Raw genomic sequence first — 16,552 nt, 5'->3', positions numbered from 1 at the left:
GAGACTGAGACTGAGACTGAGACTGAGACTGAGACTGAGACTGAGACTGAGACTGAGACTGAGACTGAGACTGAGACCTTAACTGAAACAGTGACTCAAGGACAAACAGACACTCAAACTGAAACAGCCACTGAAACTGATACAACAACTTCAACTCCAACTAATACAGCAACAAGTACTGAAACTGATTCAACAACTGATACAGCAACGAGTACTGAAACGACTAGCCAAACTGAGACTCAAACTGATGTAACAACTGAAACAGAAACTGACTCAGACACAGATGGCGATGGTGTAGTCGATTCTGAAGATGCTTTTCCAAGCGATCCGACTGAAACTAAAGATACTGATGGCGATGGCGTAGGTGATAACGCCGATGCTTTCCCAAGGGATAGAACCGAAACCAAAGATACTGATGGCGATGGCGTCGGTGATAACGCTGATGCTTTCCCAGAAGATAAAACCGAAACCAAAGATACTGATGGCGATGGCGTCGGTGATAACGCTGATGCTTTCCCAGAAGATAAAACCGAAACCCAAGATACTGATGGCGATGGCGTCGGTGATAACGCCGATGCATTCCCAGAAGATAAAACCGAAACCAAAGATACCGATGGCGATGGCGTCGGCGATAAAGCCGATGAATTCCCAGAAGATAAAACCGAAACTAAAGATACCGATGGCGATGGCGTCGGCGATAACGCTGATGCCTTCCCAGAAGATAAAACCGAAACCAAAGATACTGATGGCGATGGCGTAGGCGATAACGCCGATGCATTCCCAGAAGATAAAACCGAAACCAAAGATACCGATGGCGATGGCGTCGGTGATAACGCAGATGCTTTTCCCAACGATAGAACCGAGACCACGGATACAGATGGTGATGGAATCGGTGATAATAAAGACGATTTCCCAGAAGATAAAACCGAAACCAAAGATACTGATGGCGATGGCGTAGGCGATAATGCGGATGCTTTTCCTAATGATCCATCCGAAACAAAAGACAGTGATAATGATGGTGTAGGAGATAATACAGATCCGGAGCCAAACAACCCAGATGTAAACGGCTTAGATCTGTCTAACACTTGGCATATGTATCAAGGCAATGCCCAAAATAACGGGTTTATATCATCAGTACTTTATGCCAATGGTTTCCAACAATTATGGCAAACAGATCTGCCCTATCACTATGTGTCAGGTATCGTCATTTCAGCAGGCAAAGTTTATCTTTCAGGCGTTAAAAATGAAGGTGCAGGGTTATCATCGTATAATGGTGTAAATGGTGAAGAAATTTGGCAAACAAGCTTCAAAGACACTTCCGTACCCTCATCACCGAGTTTATTTGGTGCCGATATATACCTCACTACTTCTGCGCAAGATCATGAATCTAAACTTATCAGTTTAAACTCCAGCAATGGCGCTGAAAAAATCAACCAATCATTGTCTGAAAGTCGCGCCTCAGCAAATGGTCTAACCATTGCTAGCGGTCAAATACTTGCAAATACAGATAATGGTTTACACAGTTTCAACTTATTGGGCACACCACAGTGGACTAAAACGGCTACTAGAATAGACAATATCAGTTCAGCAATAGAAGCTGGAGACATCTATACCTTCACTAATGATAATTCGGATAGTTACTTATCAAAATTAACTAAAGAAGGGCAACTTCAAAAGCAATCTGAAATTGCAATTAGTAATCTTTACGGAAGCCCAGTTGTTCAAGAGAATAGCATTTTCGTATCTGCTGATAACAAGCTGGTCAGTTATAACAAAACAAACCTAGAAATGAACTGGGAAAAATTTGGTTACTACGCTCAAGCTTCAATCAACAAAGATATCCTTTATGTAGTCTCATTTGACTATGATGATAATGGAGAATTATCAAATAGTAGCTTAAACGCAATTTCTGTCAGCGATGGTCGAACACTTTGGCAATGGACTCCAGATAGTAACGAATTACTCAACGGTGAAATAATACTGACGTTAAACTCGGCTATTCTGACTACAAAATCAAGCTTGTCGGCACTGAACCTAAATAGCCGTCAAATCTATTGGTCAAAAACAGGCTTAGACAATATAAGTGCGGTCGCACTTAGTAATGAAAATATCTTATTTGTTAGCCATGGCAACAAACTCAGTGCTTTCAATGCAGGCAATAGCGATTTTGATAACAATGGCTTGCCGGATTGGTGGGAAAATAAATTTAATATTGAAACAGCAAATAGCGATAGTGATGAAGACGGGCTAACTGCAATTGATGAATACCTTGCTGGTACTAACCCGAATTTAGCCGATACCGATGGCGATAACCTAACCGATCTGCAAGAAACGGAACATTCCAGTTCAGCGTTGAGATTTGATACTGATTTAGATGGCATAGATGACTTCACTGAATCAAGTATTTTAAACTCAGATCCAACTAGGGATGATTCTGATAATGATGGCATACCAGATGAATATGAATACCTACACGGCTTAAACATCAACCAAAATGATGCGAACGCTGATTTAGATGGTGATGGTATAACCAATATTGAAGAGTTCACAAACGGCACATATGCAAATTACCAAGAGCTGTATTATTTAGATTTTGATGCCGATCTTCTACCTGATGAGTGGGAGTTGGCTTACAATCTAGACAGCCAAAACCCTAATGACGCATTTATCGATTCTGATGAGGATGGTTATTCAAATTTAGCCGAATACTTCTTATCATTGGACCCGCGATCATTCGATACTCAAATTTTGCTTCCAGACTGGGCTCAAAGCCAAGGCTCAAATGAACATAACGGCTATGTCCCCCTTTCAATTGATAGTGACAATATCGCGTTTAAGTGGTCCAAAACGATAAACAGTGTTATGTCTTTCAATCAGGCAAGCTTGATTGACGATAAGATTTTTGTCTCTGCGACAAGGGAATATGACAATATCCATTTAGCAATGGATATCAGTAATGGTGACATAACATGGCAACAAACCGATTTGAAACTCTTTGGGCAAACTTTCCAACCTGTAGTTTTCAATAATCAGTTACTAACACAAGTTCAATATTACGACTTTTCTTCAAGTATGTTCGAATTGCATTTAACGACAAGGAATATGCGAACAGGTAATATCAACGACTTGATCGTCATGACATCAGAAAACCCAGAGCAATCTTGGAATTTACCGTTAGTTGAAGGTAATAACATTATGGTATCTGGCTCAACGACCCCTTTAAAAGCAATTGACAACATGGGTGCACTTAATTGGATAGCCAATGATTCTTCACCATTATTGCAAGGTGCAATCAGCGAAGGTCAGGTATTGCAGTTAATGAGTAAAGATAAATTAAGTTTATCATTGCAGTCTTATGAGATTGCGACAGGTACTCAAACCCTAAATCGCAAACTGGATTATCAATTACAATCTGGTGATCACACTTATCAACCTATCATTCAGCAAGATGATTTATACGTCACTTCAAATGCTTTTATCGCCAAGCATAACAAAAAGACAGGTGAAAAAGTTTGGTTGCTAGAACAGAGTGATATAGCTCGCCAGCCTGTTATTAGCCAAGATTTGTTGTTCACATTAATTGGCGATGACAAGAACGGTAAATTTGTTGCGATTAACACTAATACCGGTAAAAAGGTGTGGTCTGTGACCTTGCCTTATCTAACCGATGTCAGCAAAAAATCACTGAATATGGTTGCCAGTGCTAATCTGGTGTTCTTCTCAGCAGGAACAAAAACTTTTGCTGTCGATATCTTCAAAAAAGAACTCGTTTGGAGTATCGATAAATATGGTTATTTAAGTATCAATAACCACAAACACTTAGTGATTTTAACCAATAAAGTAAACACCCAGATTGATCCTGAAACAGGCGTAACCACTACATTTAAAGAGGTTGTTGCTTACGACCTACCTTCGCTATAGAAGCATCTCCAAATAAGGCTAGTCAGTCACATCTGGCTAGCCTTTATATTTAGAAACAATTTGAAAAGATTCTTTAAGGTGAATAGAATACAGGCTTTAGATGGATCTGGACAAAATGATAAGTAAAACCTTAGGTTAATTCATTTTATGACAGGGAATTAATGCTTTATAAATAAGCAGCGATATATAAGGTAATTTTGATTCAATGATCTTTAAATCAAAAATGTCTTAGATACCTCCCTCCTTCTAATTTAATTTTTTGTCCATTTTTGTGTAATTAACAGTCTAAAAGACTTCATTTTTGGCAAATGAGATTAAATATGAGTATTTGATTGCCAATCATTGACGGTATTTTCTTCAGAAAATAACCAAAATAGTTCAGTGAAAACATAGGTTTTGAGGTAATAGATGGATATTGGTGTCGATTCTATGTCAACTCTGATACATGTTGGCGTAATGTTTTTTGTATTGTTTTTTTATTTGAACGAGAAAAAATAAATGATTACCGATCTCTTTCTCGCTTCAATAATGTGTATCTTCTTTTTTTATGGTTGGACCCGACCACATGTCGCGCTGTCTGCGGTTATCTGGGTTGATACACTCAAACCTCAAACAACGTCGTTTTCGTTTTTAGCAGGTAAGCCCCTCTCTCTTATTTTTACGCTTTTCTTCTTCACCGTTTTATTTTTAAATCTAAAAAAAGTCAAAATACCAAAGAGTAAAAATTATATATTTTTGATTTTATTCTTTATGTTTTGGATAACACTTGCGACTGTCCACGCCGAATACCAAGTTGTCGCCTGGTTAAAATATGATGTCGTTATTAAAACACTGCTGTTTACTTTCTTTATTCCCTTTGTTGTCAGTACTCGCCAACATTTAGAATTGTTTATCAGTGTTTTAATTATTTCATTTGGCTTATTTATTACTATGGCGGGTGTCAAATCAGCCATGGGTGGTGGTGGCTATGGTGTCTCCCTAATCGGACTTGGTGGCTTCATGTATGGCGAAGGTAGTACCCTTGCAACACTTGCCATCTGTGTACTTCCTCTTATCCATTTTATGCTCAAATACAGTACATTGATAAAAGAGCGACCTCGATTTAAATATGTTTTGTATTTCTATATTTTCTGTTGCTTGATGGTATTAATTGGGACTCAAGCCCGTACTGGTCTTGTCGCGTTAGGGGTTTATGTCATATTACTTCTAGTGCAATCTAAACAAAAATTTAAAACCTTACTCATTATTTTAATTGTGCCTTTACTTATTAAACCATTTGTCACAGATGACTGGTTAAATAGAATGAACACCATTGATGAAGGTGCAACCACGGAAAAATCAGCTCTAGGGCGAATAGTTGTATGGCGCTGGACTTTTGACTATGTTGCTGATAAACCGTTTTTAGGCGGTGGCTTTTTCTCATATAATGCTAATGCCGGTATTCTTCACCTTTATCAACAAGGTGAAGAAATAGAGATAAGACAAAAAGGTGCTAAAGCGTTCCATAACATTTATATCGAAGTACTGGGTGAAACAGGTTATGTCGGCCTGGCAATATTTATGTGTATTATATTTCAATCACTGCTGGCTAACCGCTCAACTATCAATTATCACAAGAAAAACAAAACAAAAAATTCTGAATGGGCTATTCCCTTCTCTAGGAACATAAGTCAATCTCTTATCATCTACTGTGCTGGGGGCATGTTCATAGGTGTCGCCTTTTATCCATGGATGTATTACTTGCACGCCTTGAGTGTGGCCATGAAGCATATTGAGGACGAGTAAATGTTATATTTGACTTCAATTCGTGGCATAGCAGCATTTTTAGTCGTGCTTTATCACATTAAATTTTATCTCAATCAATATGAATTCAGTGACCAAGTAAGTTGGCTCTATAATAAAGGCTACCTTGCGGTCGATTTCTTTTTTATTTTAAGTGGTTTTATTATTGCTTATAACTATCAAAAGTTATTCTCAGACCGGATCAGCAAATCAGACCTCACGCCATTTTTAATTAAACGATTTGCACGTATCTTCCCTCTTCATGCCTTTGTCATGTTGTGTTTCTGTTTAGTTCCTTTAGCGTTTTTTGTCACCGGCAAACCCATTAACAGTATCTATAGTATTGAAAATTTCATCATAAAATTGCTGTTATTAGATGCTTGGCTTTTGGGTACTGATTTTTGGAATACTTGGAATATCTCTTCATGGACAATCAGCAGCGAGTTTTTTGCTTATCTTTGTTTTCCTGTGCTCGCCTTTTATATCAGTAAAGTCAAAAACAACCAGTATTACTTACTGTTAGTTTTATTTGCAGTCATCGCTTTTTTATACGAAATAACCGGGGCTCGTTCATTAGGTGATAATATTGGCACCCTCGCATTATTTAGATGTTTACTTGAGTTCTCTTGTGGCATTTGTCTTTATAATATTTATAAAAACCAGCCCAAATTAGACCAAAGTTTAGCTAAATGGTTATTTACACTCACTTCACTTATTTTGGCCTTATTATTAATTTATATCGAAGCTAATCATTTTTATATCCCAATCTGCTTCTCAATTATGTTTTTCAGTTTACTTAACTTTAAGAGTAAACTTCATAAATTCTTAGAACATAAGTCGTTGGTTTATCTGGGAGAAATATCCTATTCAATGTATTTAAATCATGCGTTTATCTTAATTATTTACATCATGCTGTTTTTGGACGATGCAAAGACCGCAAGTCCTATCGACATAATTTTGTATATTACATTCACTTTTTTAATGTCTATTTTCACCTACCACAAAGTAGAAGTACCGATGCGTAAACTCATTAATAAACATGCATTAAAAAACACTCATGGAAGAACCGGAGATATAAGTCAATGAAACGCATAGCTATCGATGCAAGGTTTGTCTTACGCAAACAAAGAGGTATGCCTCTTTACACCTTTATGCTTTGTAAGTTGTTGCCGAAAATTTTATCTGAGCATCAGTTTTTTATTCTGATAAATAAGGGCTTTGAACACAATGATAGCCCACAAAACTATCAGCTCAGACTTGATGAGATATGCCAGTCAGACAATGTTACTTTGATAAATGCTGACGCTGAAGACGAAATAAGTTGGGAACAAAAAATATTGCCAAGTTTATTAACTCAACATGCCATTGATTTAATACATATGCCTGGTAATCGCGTTTGTTTAAAAACTGATGTTAAGCAGTTAGTGACATTCCACGATGCGATGGAGTGGACTGGTTTAGATATGTTTTCACCAGCTATATTTAAAAAAGGGCTTAGAGATGCCATTTACAGTATCAGAATGAAATTATACAAGCATGCTATTTATGCCAAAGGTTCTAAAAAAGCAGATCGCATACTGACCATTTCACAATACGCGGCCGATTCCTTAACACAATGCTTTAGCCATCTGAAAGATAAAATTGACTTTGTCCACCACGGTATCCCCGAAGGCTTTGAAAATAATGAACAAGCCGTTACTACCCGTGATAAACGAAAAGGCATTTTAATGCTAGGTGGCGATAGCTATCAGAAAAATCCAGAGAATATGATCAAGGCCTGGGCAATGTTACCCACGCTGTTACGGCAACAATACCCGCTGACAATATCTGGATTTACCGGTGGTGATGATTCGATTCTCATGAAAACCTTAATTGATTGTGGTGTCAAAGACGAAGTCAATATTCACGGCTGGGTGACTCATGAGCAATTAATTGATTTTTTTGCAAACAGTACCTTGTTATTGTTTGCATCACGTGAAGAAGGTTTTGGCTTCCCGCTCCTACAAGCGATGAGTTTAGGCACGCCTGTTATCTGCTCAAACGCAGATGTTTTAAAAGAGATAGGACAAGATGGTGTGTTATCAGCTGATGCAGAGGACTACAAAGCGCTGAGTAAAAATATCGAACTCGCCCTAACTGATCCAACAACATGGCAAAATTTGCAGGATAACGCCGTTAAACGCGCCAAAGATTTTAGTTGGCAAATTACCGGCGATAAAATAGCCAAGGTTTATAACAAGTTATTAATGGAAAACGCATAAACATGAAGTTACCTTCTTTTCTCCAATGGCGATATGACTTATACCTATCTGAGCATGTTGATTTATATGGCTCTTTGCCATTTTACATCAAACAAAAGATCAATAATGCCAAGCACATTAATAACGCCAAGGTTGCTTACATCTATGCAAATAAGCGTAATGTCGGTGATTATATTTCATTTTTAGGGATTAAAAGTTTAGTTAAACAACCGGGAGCTGAATTATTTTGTTCACCCGTTTGGAAAAAGCAGTTTGATAAAAGTATTGCCGAGATCAAACAAAACAACCCTGATTGTTTACTTGTCATAGGCGGTGGCGGTCTATTGCAACCCGTATTTAAACCTTTCTGGGATACAGTTTTAGCTTCGGGTTTAAGATACGTCATGTTCGGTATAGGTATCAATAAAATGGCTGGTCGTCCCGAGTTTGAAGATGATTACCTTGCTAAAATAATCGATCAAGCCCAGTTAATTGGTGTTAGAGATACCTATACAGAACAACAGATTCAGAAGATTGCTCCCAGAGATATACATATGGGTATCTGCCCTTCAGTTGGCTATGTAAATGGGCTTTACAAAGGCAATTGTGGCCAAACCAACACCCTACTCCATATGTATCACCCATCGGACCTACGCCTCAAAGGTGTTGAGCTTGACGATTTAAGGGTATCGATGAAACAACTAGCCGATAGAATGGGACTGGAATATCAAGAACACTCCAACATGACTTCCGACCATCAGGGTATGCTATTGAAGTTATCTAAAGCTAAGGTTGTGGTAAGTTCTCGTTTACATGGATGTATCATGTCTTATTCGACAGGTGTGCCTTTTGTGCCTCTTTATTGCGATGAAAAGATCAAGTCGTTTGTCCAAACGCATACTCAGGTATCCGGTGTTGAGCCACAACAGATGAATGATATCGAGTTCGCGGTTTCTGTTACTGACAAAGCCATTTCAAATCACATTGATCAACAAACAAAGATTGAACAACAAGTGGCATACAACCAATCATTTGCCGATCAAATAAATAATCTAATCAAAAATTAATATTGCGAGTGGCCTACAAAAAAACGCTAAATTTAATTTAGCGTTTTTTTATGTTTCTAGCTAGAGGAGGTTTGGTTTTGCTCTACTGGCTTTTTAAATTTAGCTCTTATCACTCGGCCAGCTAAGGCAATCACTTCTTTTAAGATCCTATGCTTTTGGAAGATAAAGAGTAAAGCTAAAGATATAGCTAGATAACTAGCAAAGTAAATAATACTGCCGATAATTAAATGGCTAATACCTTCACCTTGTTTTAATTCAGATAAATAAACCGCGATTAAACAGGCTAACGCTAACTGGCTACAGATAAATAGCAAACTAAAAATTGGCAAGTTAAATCGGATAAAACAAAAGATGATTAAAATACCAAGTGTCAGAAATGCAAAGGCAATCCTATAAGCGACAAACTCTTCGATACTACCTGTGAAAAAGAAAGCGAATAAACTCAGTAAAGCACTGAGCGTGACCATTTCATAGATAGATAATAACTTAACATCACCATTGGCAATCAGTCCTTGCTGGACAAAAGTAGAAATGGCAAACGTAATGGTAAATACTGATAACAAAGGTAATAGATGCGAGAAGGGTAACCATTGCTCGCCTAAAAATATCGAGACTAAGTCCTGATTAAACACATGCAAATAACCAATTACAGGTGTAATAGCGAATAATAAGATGGTTAACACCATTACAATGTGATCGCCAATTTGATCACCTCGTCGTTTAATTTCAGAAAAACTCGCTAAAAATACATTGGAGACAGGCGAGATAATTTCTCGACTCGGTAAGTAAGATAAATTTCTCATTAAACTAAAACCACCAAGTTGGTCTGCACCATATAGTTTACTGACAAAAATAATATCGAATTCGGCGCGGATATAACCCAAGATAGAACGGAGCAACATCCATAACGAAAAGCTCATTTGATCTTTTATTCGGCTTAATGAAAACTTTATTGGATAAGGCGCGTAATAATGCGACAGTAAAGTCTTACAGGTATACGCTGCTAGAACACCATAAATCATCGCCCAATAAGTCTGCAAATAGAATGCTAAGGCAATGGTTACAGTAAAACTGACAATTCGCTCAATCAATAAAATTTTAGAAATAATGCCATATTCCAGATCCCGTCGATGCAAGAATAATTTAGGGCTTGCAAAAGCGGATATAGGTAGCACCAAAGCCATCACTCTAATAGCAGCTTCAGCTTCAGGTGCATTTAAAAAACCAGCTAGCGAAGGGGCAGCAAAGAGTAAAGCTACAAATAAAACGAGTTTAGATAAGATTGATATTGTCCAAGCCGTGATCACATCTAACTCATCTAACGATTTTTTTTGAATGATATACTGCTGTGTTCCCCCTTCAGACAGAGTATCAAACAGGAATACCAGCATAGTTGCTATTGCCACAACACCAAAGTCTTGTGGTGTCAGTAAGCGCGCTAAAATAAGCAGACTGATAATACCAATACCACGTTGAAATAAACGAACAATCAGAATCAATGTGGTACTACTGGCCACTCTTTTGGCTAAGCTCAACTGAATAATCCCCTTTTAAGTATGGCTAATTTTATAATTATGACTGAGTAAATTGTGATGAGTTACGCTTACTCAAAAACAGCTTCAGTAAAATTCTTTTCGGCTTTTAACATACACCTTTCTACATCCTGACTAAAATCATGAGGTTGTAGCATCAATTCAATTCGATCAACTAACTCATCAGTAGATACTTCAAAATCACCAACTCGGAGTTGATCCGACCAATTTATATCATCAAGAAAGTTAGTCGCCTTTTCATGGACTTCAGCCAATAAAAAAGGCACTTGTGCCATAAATGAATAAATAGCACCGTGTAATCTAAAACTCAGTACCGCATCACAGGCACCAATTTGGTGCCACATATCCATAGGATCTCTGTTGTATTGACAGATTTCATACTTAACAGATGGGTCTAATAAATTCGCGAACACCTTATTTGTCGCTAAATCCCCTTGCGTCTCGTGCCCGTGAAATACAAACAATTTAAGTTTTAATTGATTATTCCTAAGAATATTTAAGCGATTAATGGCTGACGCGAGTAATTTAAGACGACTTTGATTATCATGATGAGCTTGGGCAGACTTGGCATTAAAAGAACAAAGTGCCAAACCGATAGTCGCCTCAGAAGAGTTACCATCAGAAGTCGTGCAAGATTCAACCCGAGGTAATAAAGCGGCTAAATCAAAACTATTAATGCACGGTAAATCGAGGTTGTAGCTATTGACGATGTCATATGACTTTTGATCGCGAACACTAATAAATGACATATTTTTCATAAATTCGATCACTTTCTTTTCATGATTGACCGAATCAAAGGGACCAACAGACACCCCTATAGCGCCAACTCTGAGTTTAAATCTATCTAAATTTTGCTTGGCATAATCCATTTCCCACCATTCTTTACCATGGAAAATAGAGCCACCGGCAAATACTAGGTGGTTGTTCTTTTTAAAATGATTATCGGCCAGAAACTTATTGATAAAACTCAGTCGGTGATGAGGTAGTTGCTTTAAAATAGACTTACTACTCGGTGATAATTGTGGGATTTTTTTAGAAAAAAAGTAACTAGCATCGGCGTTCCAGTAATGCTTTGCACCCCACTCGGCGATTTTACAGAAACAATCATCTCCAGTATTACTCATACCGTAGAAACCACTAAACGTAACCTTCATACCTTTCCTATTTCCTTTTGCTAAGTGTCAGTTAATCAGTATTAACACACTCAAATGATGCTTTGCGTTCACACATCCATTTATAAGACTTAATTACAGCTGTTTACTGTCATCTATCACTATAATTTACTTGATGTAAACCCTTGTTTTGATGAAAGATGTTTAAAGTAAACGCTTTTTCTCATCCCGAGATTTTTCCGTTTAATGTAACTAAGCCTATATATTTGTTAATACTGGGTGTACAGAGTATTCTACTCTGTACACCATTCGACATTATCGAATTTCCCTAGAATTGAATATTCATAAATGGCGCGTATTTTAAAGTAATTATTGGCATATAGCTTTACTTTTTTGCCTAAACAAGTAGCCCCAATAGCAATGTGTAAGCGATTAGTATGAACTTCGTCATAGGCGTTAATTTCGTTTAAAAAGTGATAACAAGATAAAGCAGCTAAATCTTTTTGACACGAGCTCAATTCAAGCACAGCCGATAAATCAACATTACCCTCAGGGACAACATCCGATGTTCTCTCAACATCGACGCGAAATGCCTTGAGTACCTTGTCATTTTTCTTTCTTCTTTCAGGTATCGTCTTTAAAAATGCTTTGTAGCTTAAATAACCTTTCAGACTCAGACCAAAGTCATAATCAGATTGGCCTAATAAACGTGTCGTAAACTCTTTAAGTAGATATGGTAAAAAATTTACTTTTGGCTCTTGGGCTATGAATTTGCTGTGATCAGATTGAAAAACAATATCATCGTGAAGATAGACATGTGCGTTAGGACTTGTCTTATTAACATGGTCGTAAGACACTCTTTCACGGCAAATAATATGGGCATTTGACTTTAAAGAGGCCAATAATTGCTCTGCGCCAAAAATGGTATGAGGTAAAAATACTAGGTTTTTCGCTGTATCTTTATATTTTTTGACAAATTGACTGGCGCGACTTTCTTCACCGCCAAAATTACCACCACCGCCATACATGACAGTTTTACCAGTGGCATCAAAAGATGCATCCTTAACTAGCTCGTAATTCAAACCAATTTTGTCGAAAAATTGAAAAGTGGCGCATGCAATAAGTGAGTCACCTGCATTACCAGGGTTTGGATAAAAATATACGCGCTCATCAAAAGACTTTAATAACTGCTCTAGTGAGTCTAAATTTAATTCCATCATTTATCCCTAAGATTTTAAACTGCTTAATAATGATTCGTAATCGCGCTTAAACTGCTCTCGAACACTTAAATCCAAATAGTCCATCTGTTCTAACTCATTAACCTTGACGGTCATATCTTGAGTCCAAGTGCGGCCTTGCTTAACTTCATTTTCAGCAATAAATTCATTCATAATTTTGGTCGCTAATACGCAGCTTCGATTATTCATCACATATTGTCTAGGTTGATAGCTTTCATAGTCTCTAACAATAGTCAAAACGTGTTCGGCTAAATCGCTCTCATCTGCAAAGCAACCTGTTTGCTCGTTAATAAAGTCATAATGCTCACCATAATTATGGCCTTTTCTCATAATCACTGTGGTATTACAAAACATGGCTTCAATAATAGCTCGGTTATTACCTTCAAATTTTGACCAAAGAACATGAACCTTACTGCGATTCAATAAATCACAAACCTGAGGATGAGTGACAGACTCATATACAATGAGCCAATCAGCAACCCCATAATGTTCAGCAAAAGCGAGTACTTCATCTTTTGTCATATCCACTGGATAACCAACTAAAGCAATATTTGGAGTGAACCCCAATTGCTTCAAGCGAGATATGGCTTTAAAAAAGGCCGCATGTCTTTTAAATCCAGCCCAAGCAGCAACCATAATGATATCGATATCACGGTTTACTTCTTTAGGTTTGAAGTTTTGATAATTAACAAACCAACTCGGTCCAACATTAAGCGGGATTAGATTAGATTTCATCTTATTGATAAAATCTAGGTCTCTTTCCTCATAGCACATGATATAGACAGGATCTTGGATATCGGTATAAGCGAGAATATTAAGTTCACAAAATCCAGCCCAGCTCGGCTCTAAAATAACGATGTATTTGTCAGCAACTTCTTGAATATCAAAACATTTATGGAACAAAAGAAAGTAATAACTGTAATTAATAATAATCACCCCTTTTTCGGTTTCAGTTGCTGACTTTAAAACCGTAACGACACCATCAAGCATATAGGCAGGGTCTTCAACAAATTGGCGGGTGTTATCTAAAATGGGAATACTGTGCTTTGCTTGAGCAACAAGATCACTTCTTCGTAAAGACGAAGTAAAAAAGTATCGACTAACTAATACGCCTAAGGTGAAACTACCTTTCCAACCAGTGCGATAAATTGCTGAAATTAAGTTATAAGCTTTTAATTTTTTATTGGCTAACAACAAACCTAAAAAAACGAAACTTGCTAATATTACCAGGGGTAATTTTAAGTAATTAAAATCAAATTTTACGATTTCAATTAGTCTTTGCTTGATTAAGTTTAATTTCAGCGACATCAAGTTATCCCGTTAGAGAGATTCTCATATAACGTTTACAACCATGATTAACAAATGATAACTCTGAGAGTTTAGTCACTAAAGCCACCTGGATATACGTTAATACCGTTGCGCATACAAGCACAGCTAGGTAATTGAAGAAGAAATTAAATTCAAATGCATTTAATAAAGGGATATGCCATAGGTATACCCAAATTGAATTGGCCGATATAAATAACACGATTGGTTTAAGCGGCTTACAAAGAATTGTAGCGGTCACTTTTTCTATATTTAGCCAAAGCACTAGACTGATAATGATCGAATACAGTAGATAATAAATGGAAGGCGGGTATTGGAACATTTGTGTCGGAATGAATTGCCCATGCCAAAGGTATAAGCCCGCAACCATGCATATAAAAGCGGCGATAGACATAGTCGCTAGCTTAACTAATAATTCTCGAGAAAATTGCGATAATGCCAAACCAATAGAAAACATTAGGCCATAGGGCACCATATAATGGGTTATCAAAGAGATAAAATAAAGTGGGCCTGAGTCAATATAATCAATAGTAAACCAACGGATACATTCAAAAATGGCAAAAATACTCGTCACAGCCAATAGGTATTTCTTATTATCACTGCATCTTTGATTAAATTTAAAAATCCAAGGTGCAATTAAAGCCACTAAAATAAAAACTCGGATCACCCAAACATGGCCAATACCTTGAATTAACAAGAAAGATGAAGCAATAACCCGAAGTGAATAGTCTTTTTCGGATACAAAATAGTTAACCACAAAGTAGCCAAGTAAGAAGAACCAAACCGGTAAAACCAATCTAGTTAACCTTTTTTTCCAATAAGTGATGATGCTTTCAGCTGGTTTATAAGTTAAAGCAAACGCAAGACCGGATACAATCAACATTAAAGGAACATCAAAATTCCTTAACTGGAATAGCCAATATGGAGGTGAAATATGCGCTAAGATGATCATGGCTAAGCCAATAAACCTTAACGCATCAATTTTTATATCTCTCAAGATGCGACCTTCAGCTTTGATAAGATAAATTGGTAATCACCATCAAAATGAGTTTGTAACTCCTTATCCATATAAGCCATACCATGCAAAGCATTCACTTTAAAAGCAAGCTCAGCAGAAGCCGATTGTGGCACTTCAAATTGTTTTATTTTTTGATGGAGTATTTGAGTAGCAATTTCTGGCGTATGGTTGGCCATCACATATTCACGCGGACTATACTCTGTATAGTTATCTAACATATGAGTAATGTTAGCTGCTAGCTGCCCTTCGGATGAGAAGATACCTGTTTGTTCGTTAATGTAAGGATACTTTTGACCATAGTTAAAACCTTCTCTTAGAATACAAGGCGTACCACAGAACATGCCTTCAATAATAGAACGGTTTAAACCTTCAAATCGTGACCAAAGCAAATGAATTTTACTGCGTTGAAGAATGTTACTGACCTCTTCTGGCGGCAACCATTCTTGTATTTGCACGTTATCGGTTAAGCCAAATGCATCAACCATATCTTGGATATCAGCCATTGTCATATCGGCAGGATAACCCACCAAAGACACTTTCAAGGGTCTTTGTTGCTTAATTTTGCTTAAGGCTTTAAAGATAAAATAGTGTCTCTTGAAATTAGCCCAACTCGAAACAACGGCAATATCAATCTCTTTATCCAGCTGCTGATCATTTGAAAAATTACGATGATCAACCCACCAGTTCGAACTTAATCTCACTGGTACTAAATTTGTCTCTATACCTGCTAAATAATCATAATCACGATTTTCGTAAGCCATGACAAAAACAGGTTCCTCTAAAGTAGCGAAAGCCATGATACCTGCTTCACATGTCCCCGCCCAACTTGGCTCTAAAACGATGTGATAACGCTTGGCAATTGCCACTACATCAAACAGCTTAAAAAATAAAGGGAAGTAATAGCTATATTTGATTAATAAAACCCCTTTACTGCTATCACTTGCTTGGCGCAAAACAATAAATACACCAGGGAATAACGCAGCAGGATCATCAAAGAATTTTTTTGTATTATCCAAAGGAACAGTTGAGTCAATGAGTGAGGCTAAAAATTGATTCGCAAAAGCATTATTGTGTTGTTTTTTGAATAAACGTTTCATTAATAAAATAATGAAATGCTTGCTACCAAGCCAACCCGTTCTGTACAAACCAGCAGCACAATCAAGCATTTTATGCTCTTGTTTAGTCAACAAAAAGTACAAGACTTTAAAATTATATAAAACAGAAACAGGCAGCTTTAAAAAATTAAAATCAAACTTTATAAATTCAACTAATTGGCGCTTTAAGCCATAGATAAA

The 16,552-nt window shown here is 37.1% G+C and carries 11 protein-coding genes; 5 read left to right on the top strand and 6 right to left on the bottom strand.

The window, feature by feature from the left end:
• The 5 genes from HR060_RS19795 to HR060_RS15660 all read left to right on the top strand — a co-directional run.
• On the top strand, positions 1-3,921 hold a 3,921-nt coding region (locus HR060_RS19795; RefSeq protein ID WP_484502639.1), incomplete at its 5' end, for an outer membrane protein assembly factor BamB family protein.
• A 498-nt stretch (positions 3,922-4,419) separates the two neighbouring features.
• On the top strand, positions 4,420-5,706 hold the full coding sequence (locus HR060_RS15675) for a putative O-glycosylation ligase, exosortase A system-associated (RefSeq protein WP_174201238.1): 1,287 nt from the start codon (positions 4,420-4,422) through the stop codon (positions 5,704-5,706).
• Complete coding sequence (locus tag HR060_RS15670) at positions 5,707-6,789, top strand: acyltransferase family protein (RefSeq protein WP_174201237.1); 1,083 nt, start codon at positions 5,707-5,709, stop codon at positions 6,787-6,789.
• Entirely contained in the window at positions 6,786-7,964 is a 1,179-nt protein-coding gene (locus HR060_RS15665; protein ID WP_174201236.1) for a glycosyltransferase family 4 protein, read from the top strand. The genes HR060_RS15670 and HR060_RS15665 overlap by 4 nt, the downstream gene beginning before the upstream one ends.
• A gap of 2 nt (positions 7,965-7,966) precedes the next feature.
• Complete coding sequence (locus HR060_RS15660) at positions 7,967-9,010, top strand: polysaccharide pyruvyl transferase family protein (RefSeq protein ID WP_174201235.1); 1,044 nt, start codon at positions 7,967-7,969, stop codon at positions 9,008-9,010.
• A gap of 56 nt (positions 9,011-9,066) precedes the next feature.
• Here HR060_RS15660 and HR060_RS15655 read toward each other — a convergent pair whose 3' ends face one another.
• The 6 genes from HR060_RS15655 to HR060_RS15630 form a co-directional block, all read right to left on the bottom strand.
• Complete coding sequence (locus HR060_RS15655) at positions 9,067-10,545, bottom strand: oligosaccharide flippase family protein (RefSeq protein WP_174201234.1); 1,479 nt, start codon at positions 10,543-10,545, stop codon at positions 9,067-9,069.
• Positions 10,546-10,613: 68 nt separating this feature from the next.
• A complete protein-coding gene (locus tag HR060_RS15650) occupies positions 10,614-11,717 on the bottom strand; it encodes a polysaccharide pyruvyl transferase family protein (RefSeq protein ID WP_174201233.1) in 1,104 nt (367 codons plus the stop codon).
• 251 nt (positions 11,718-11,968) lie between these two features.
• Positions 11,969-12,895, bottom strand: a complete 927-nt coding sequence (locus tag HR060_RS15645) for a polysaccharide pyruvyl transferase family protein (protein ID WP_174201232.1) — start codon at positions 12,893-12,895, stop codon at positions 11,969-11,971.
• Positions 12,896-12,901: 6 nt separating this feature from the next.
• The gene (locus HR060_RS15640; protein WP_246283194.1) at positions 12,902-14,221 is read right to left on the bottom strand and encodes a glycosyltransferase; all 1,320 of its coding nucleotides are present in this window, start codon (positions 14,219-14,221) and stop codon (positions 12,902-12,904) included.
• 4 nt (positions 14,222-14,225) lie between these two features.
• Positions 14,226-15,236, bottom strand: coding sequence for an acyltransferase family protein (locus HR060_RS15635; RefSeq protein ID WP_174201230.1), 1,011 nt, complete (start codon positions 15,234-15,236; stop codon positions 14,226-14,228).
• The gene (locus HR060_RS15630) at positions 15,233-16,423 is read right to left on the bottom strand and encodes a glycosyltransferase (RefSeq protein ID WP_246283193.1); all 1,191 of its coding nucleotides are present in this window, start codon (positions 16,421-16,423) and stop codon (positions 15,233-15,235) included. Before HR060_RS15630 ends, HR060_RS15635 begins: the two co-directional genes overlap by 4 nt.
• Between the last annotated feature and the right edge of the window lie 129 nt (positions 16,424-16,552).

It is taken from the genome of Marinifaba aquimaris (genome assembly GCF_013328345.1).
Lineage (GTDB): Bacteria > Pseudomonadota > Gammaproteobacteria > Enterobacterales > Alteromonadaceae > Marinifaba > Marinifaba aquimaris.
Note: the sequence above shows the minus strand (reverse complement) of the source record. Positions and strands in the feature narration are given on the sequence as shown.

Bases quoted from the DNA above. Each gene is read 5' to 3' on its own strand.
- HR060_RS15675 (WP_174201238.1), top strand. From the start codon at position 4,420: ATGATTACCGATCTCTTTCTCGCTTCAATAATGTGTATCTTCTTTTTT.
- HR060_RS15670 (WP_174201237.1), top strand. From the start codon at position 5,707: ATGTTATATTTGACTTCAATTCGTGGCATAGCAGCATTTTTAGTCGTG.
- HR060_RS15665 (WP_174201236.1), top strand. From the start codon at position 6,786: ATGAAACGCATAGCTATCGATGCAAGGTTTGTCTTACGCAAACAAAGA.
- HR060_RS15660 (WP_174201235.1), top strand. From the start codon at position 7,967: ATGAAGTTACCTTCTTTTCTCCAATGGCGATATGACTTATACCTATCT.
- HR060_RS15650 (WP_174201233.1), bottom strand. From the start codon at position 11,717: ATGAAGGTTACGTTTAGTGGTTTCTACGGTATGAGTAATACTGGAGAT.
- HR060_RS15645 (WP_174201232.1), bottom strand. From the start codon at position 12,895: ATGATGGAATTAAATTTAGACTCACTAGAGCAGTTATTAAAGTCTTTT.
- HR060_RS15640 (WP_246283194.1), bottom strand. From the start codon at position 14,221: ATGTCGCTGAAATTAAACTTAATCAAGCAAAGACTAATTGAAATCGTA.
- HR060_RS15630 (WP_246283193.1), bottom strand. From the start codon at position 16,423: ATGCTTGATTGTGCTGCTGGTTTGTACAGAACGGGTTGGCTTGGTAGC.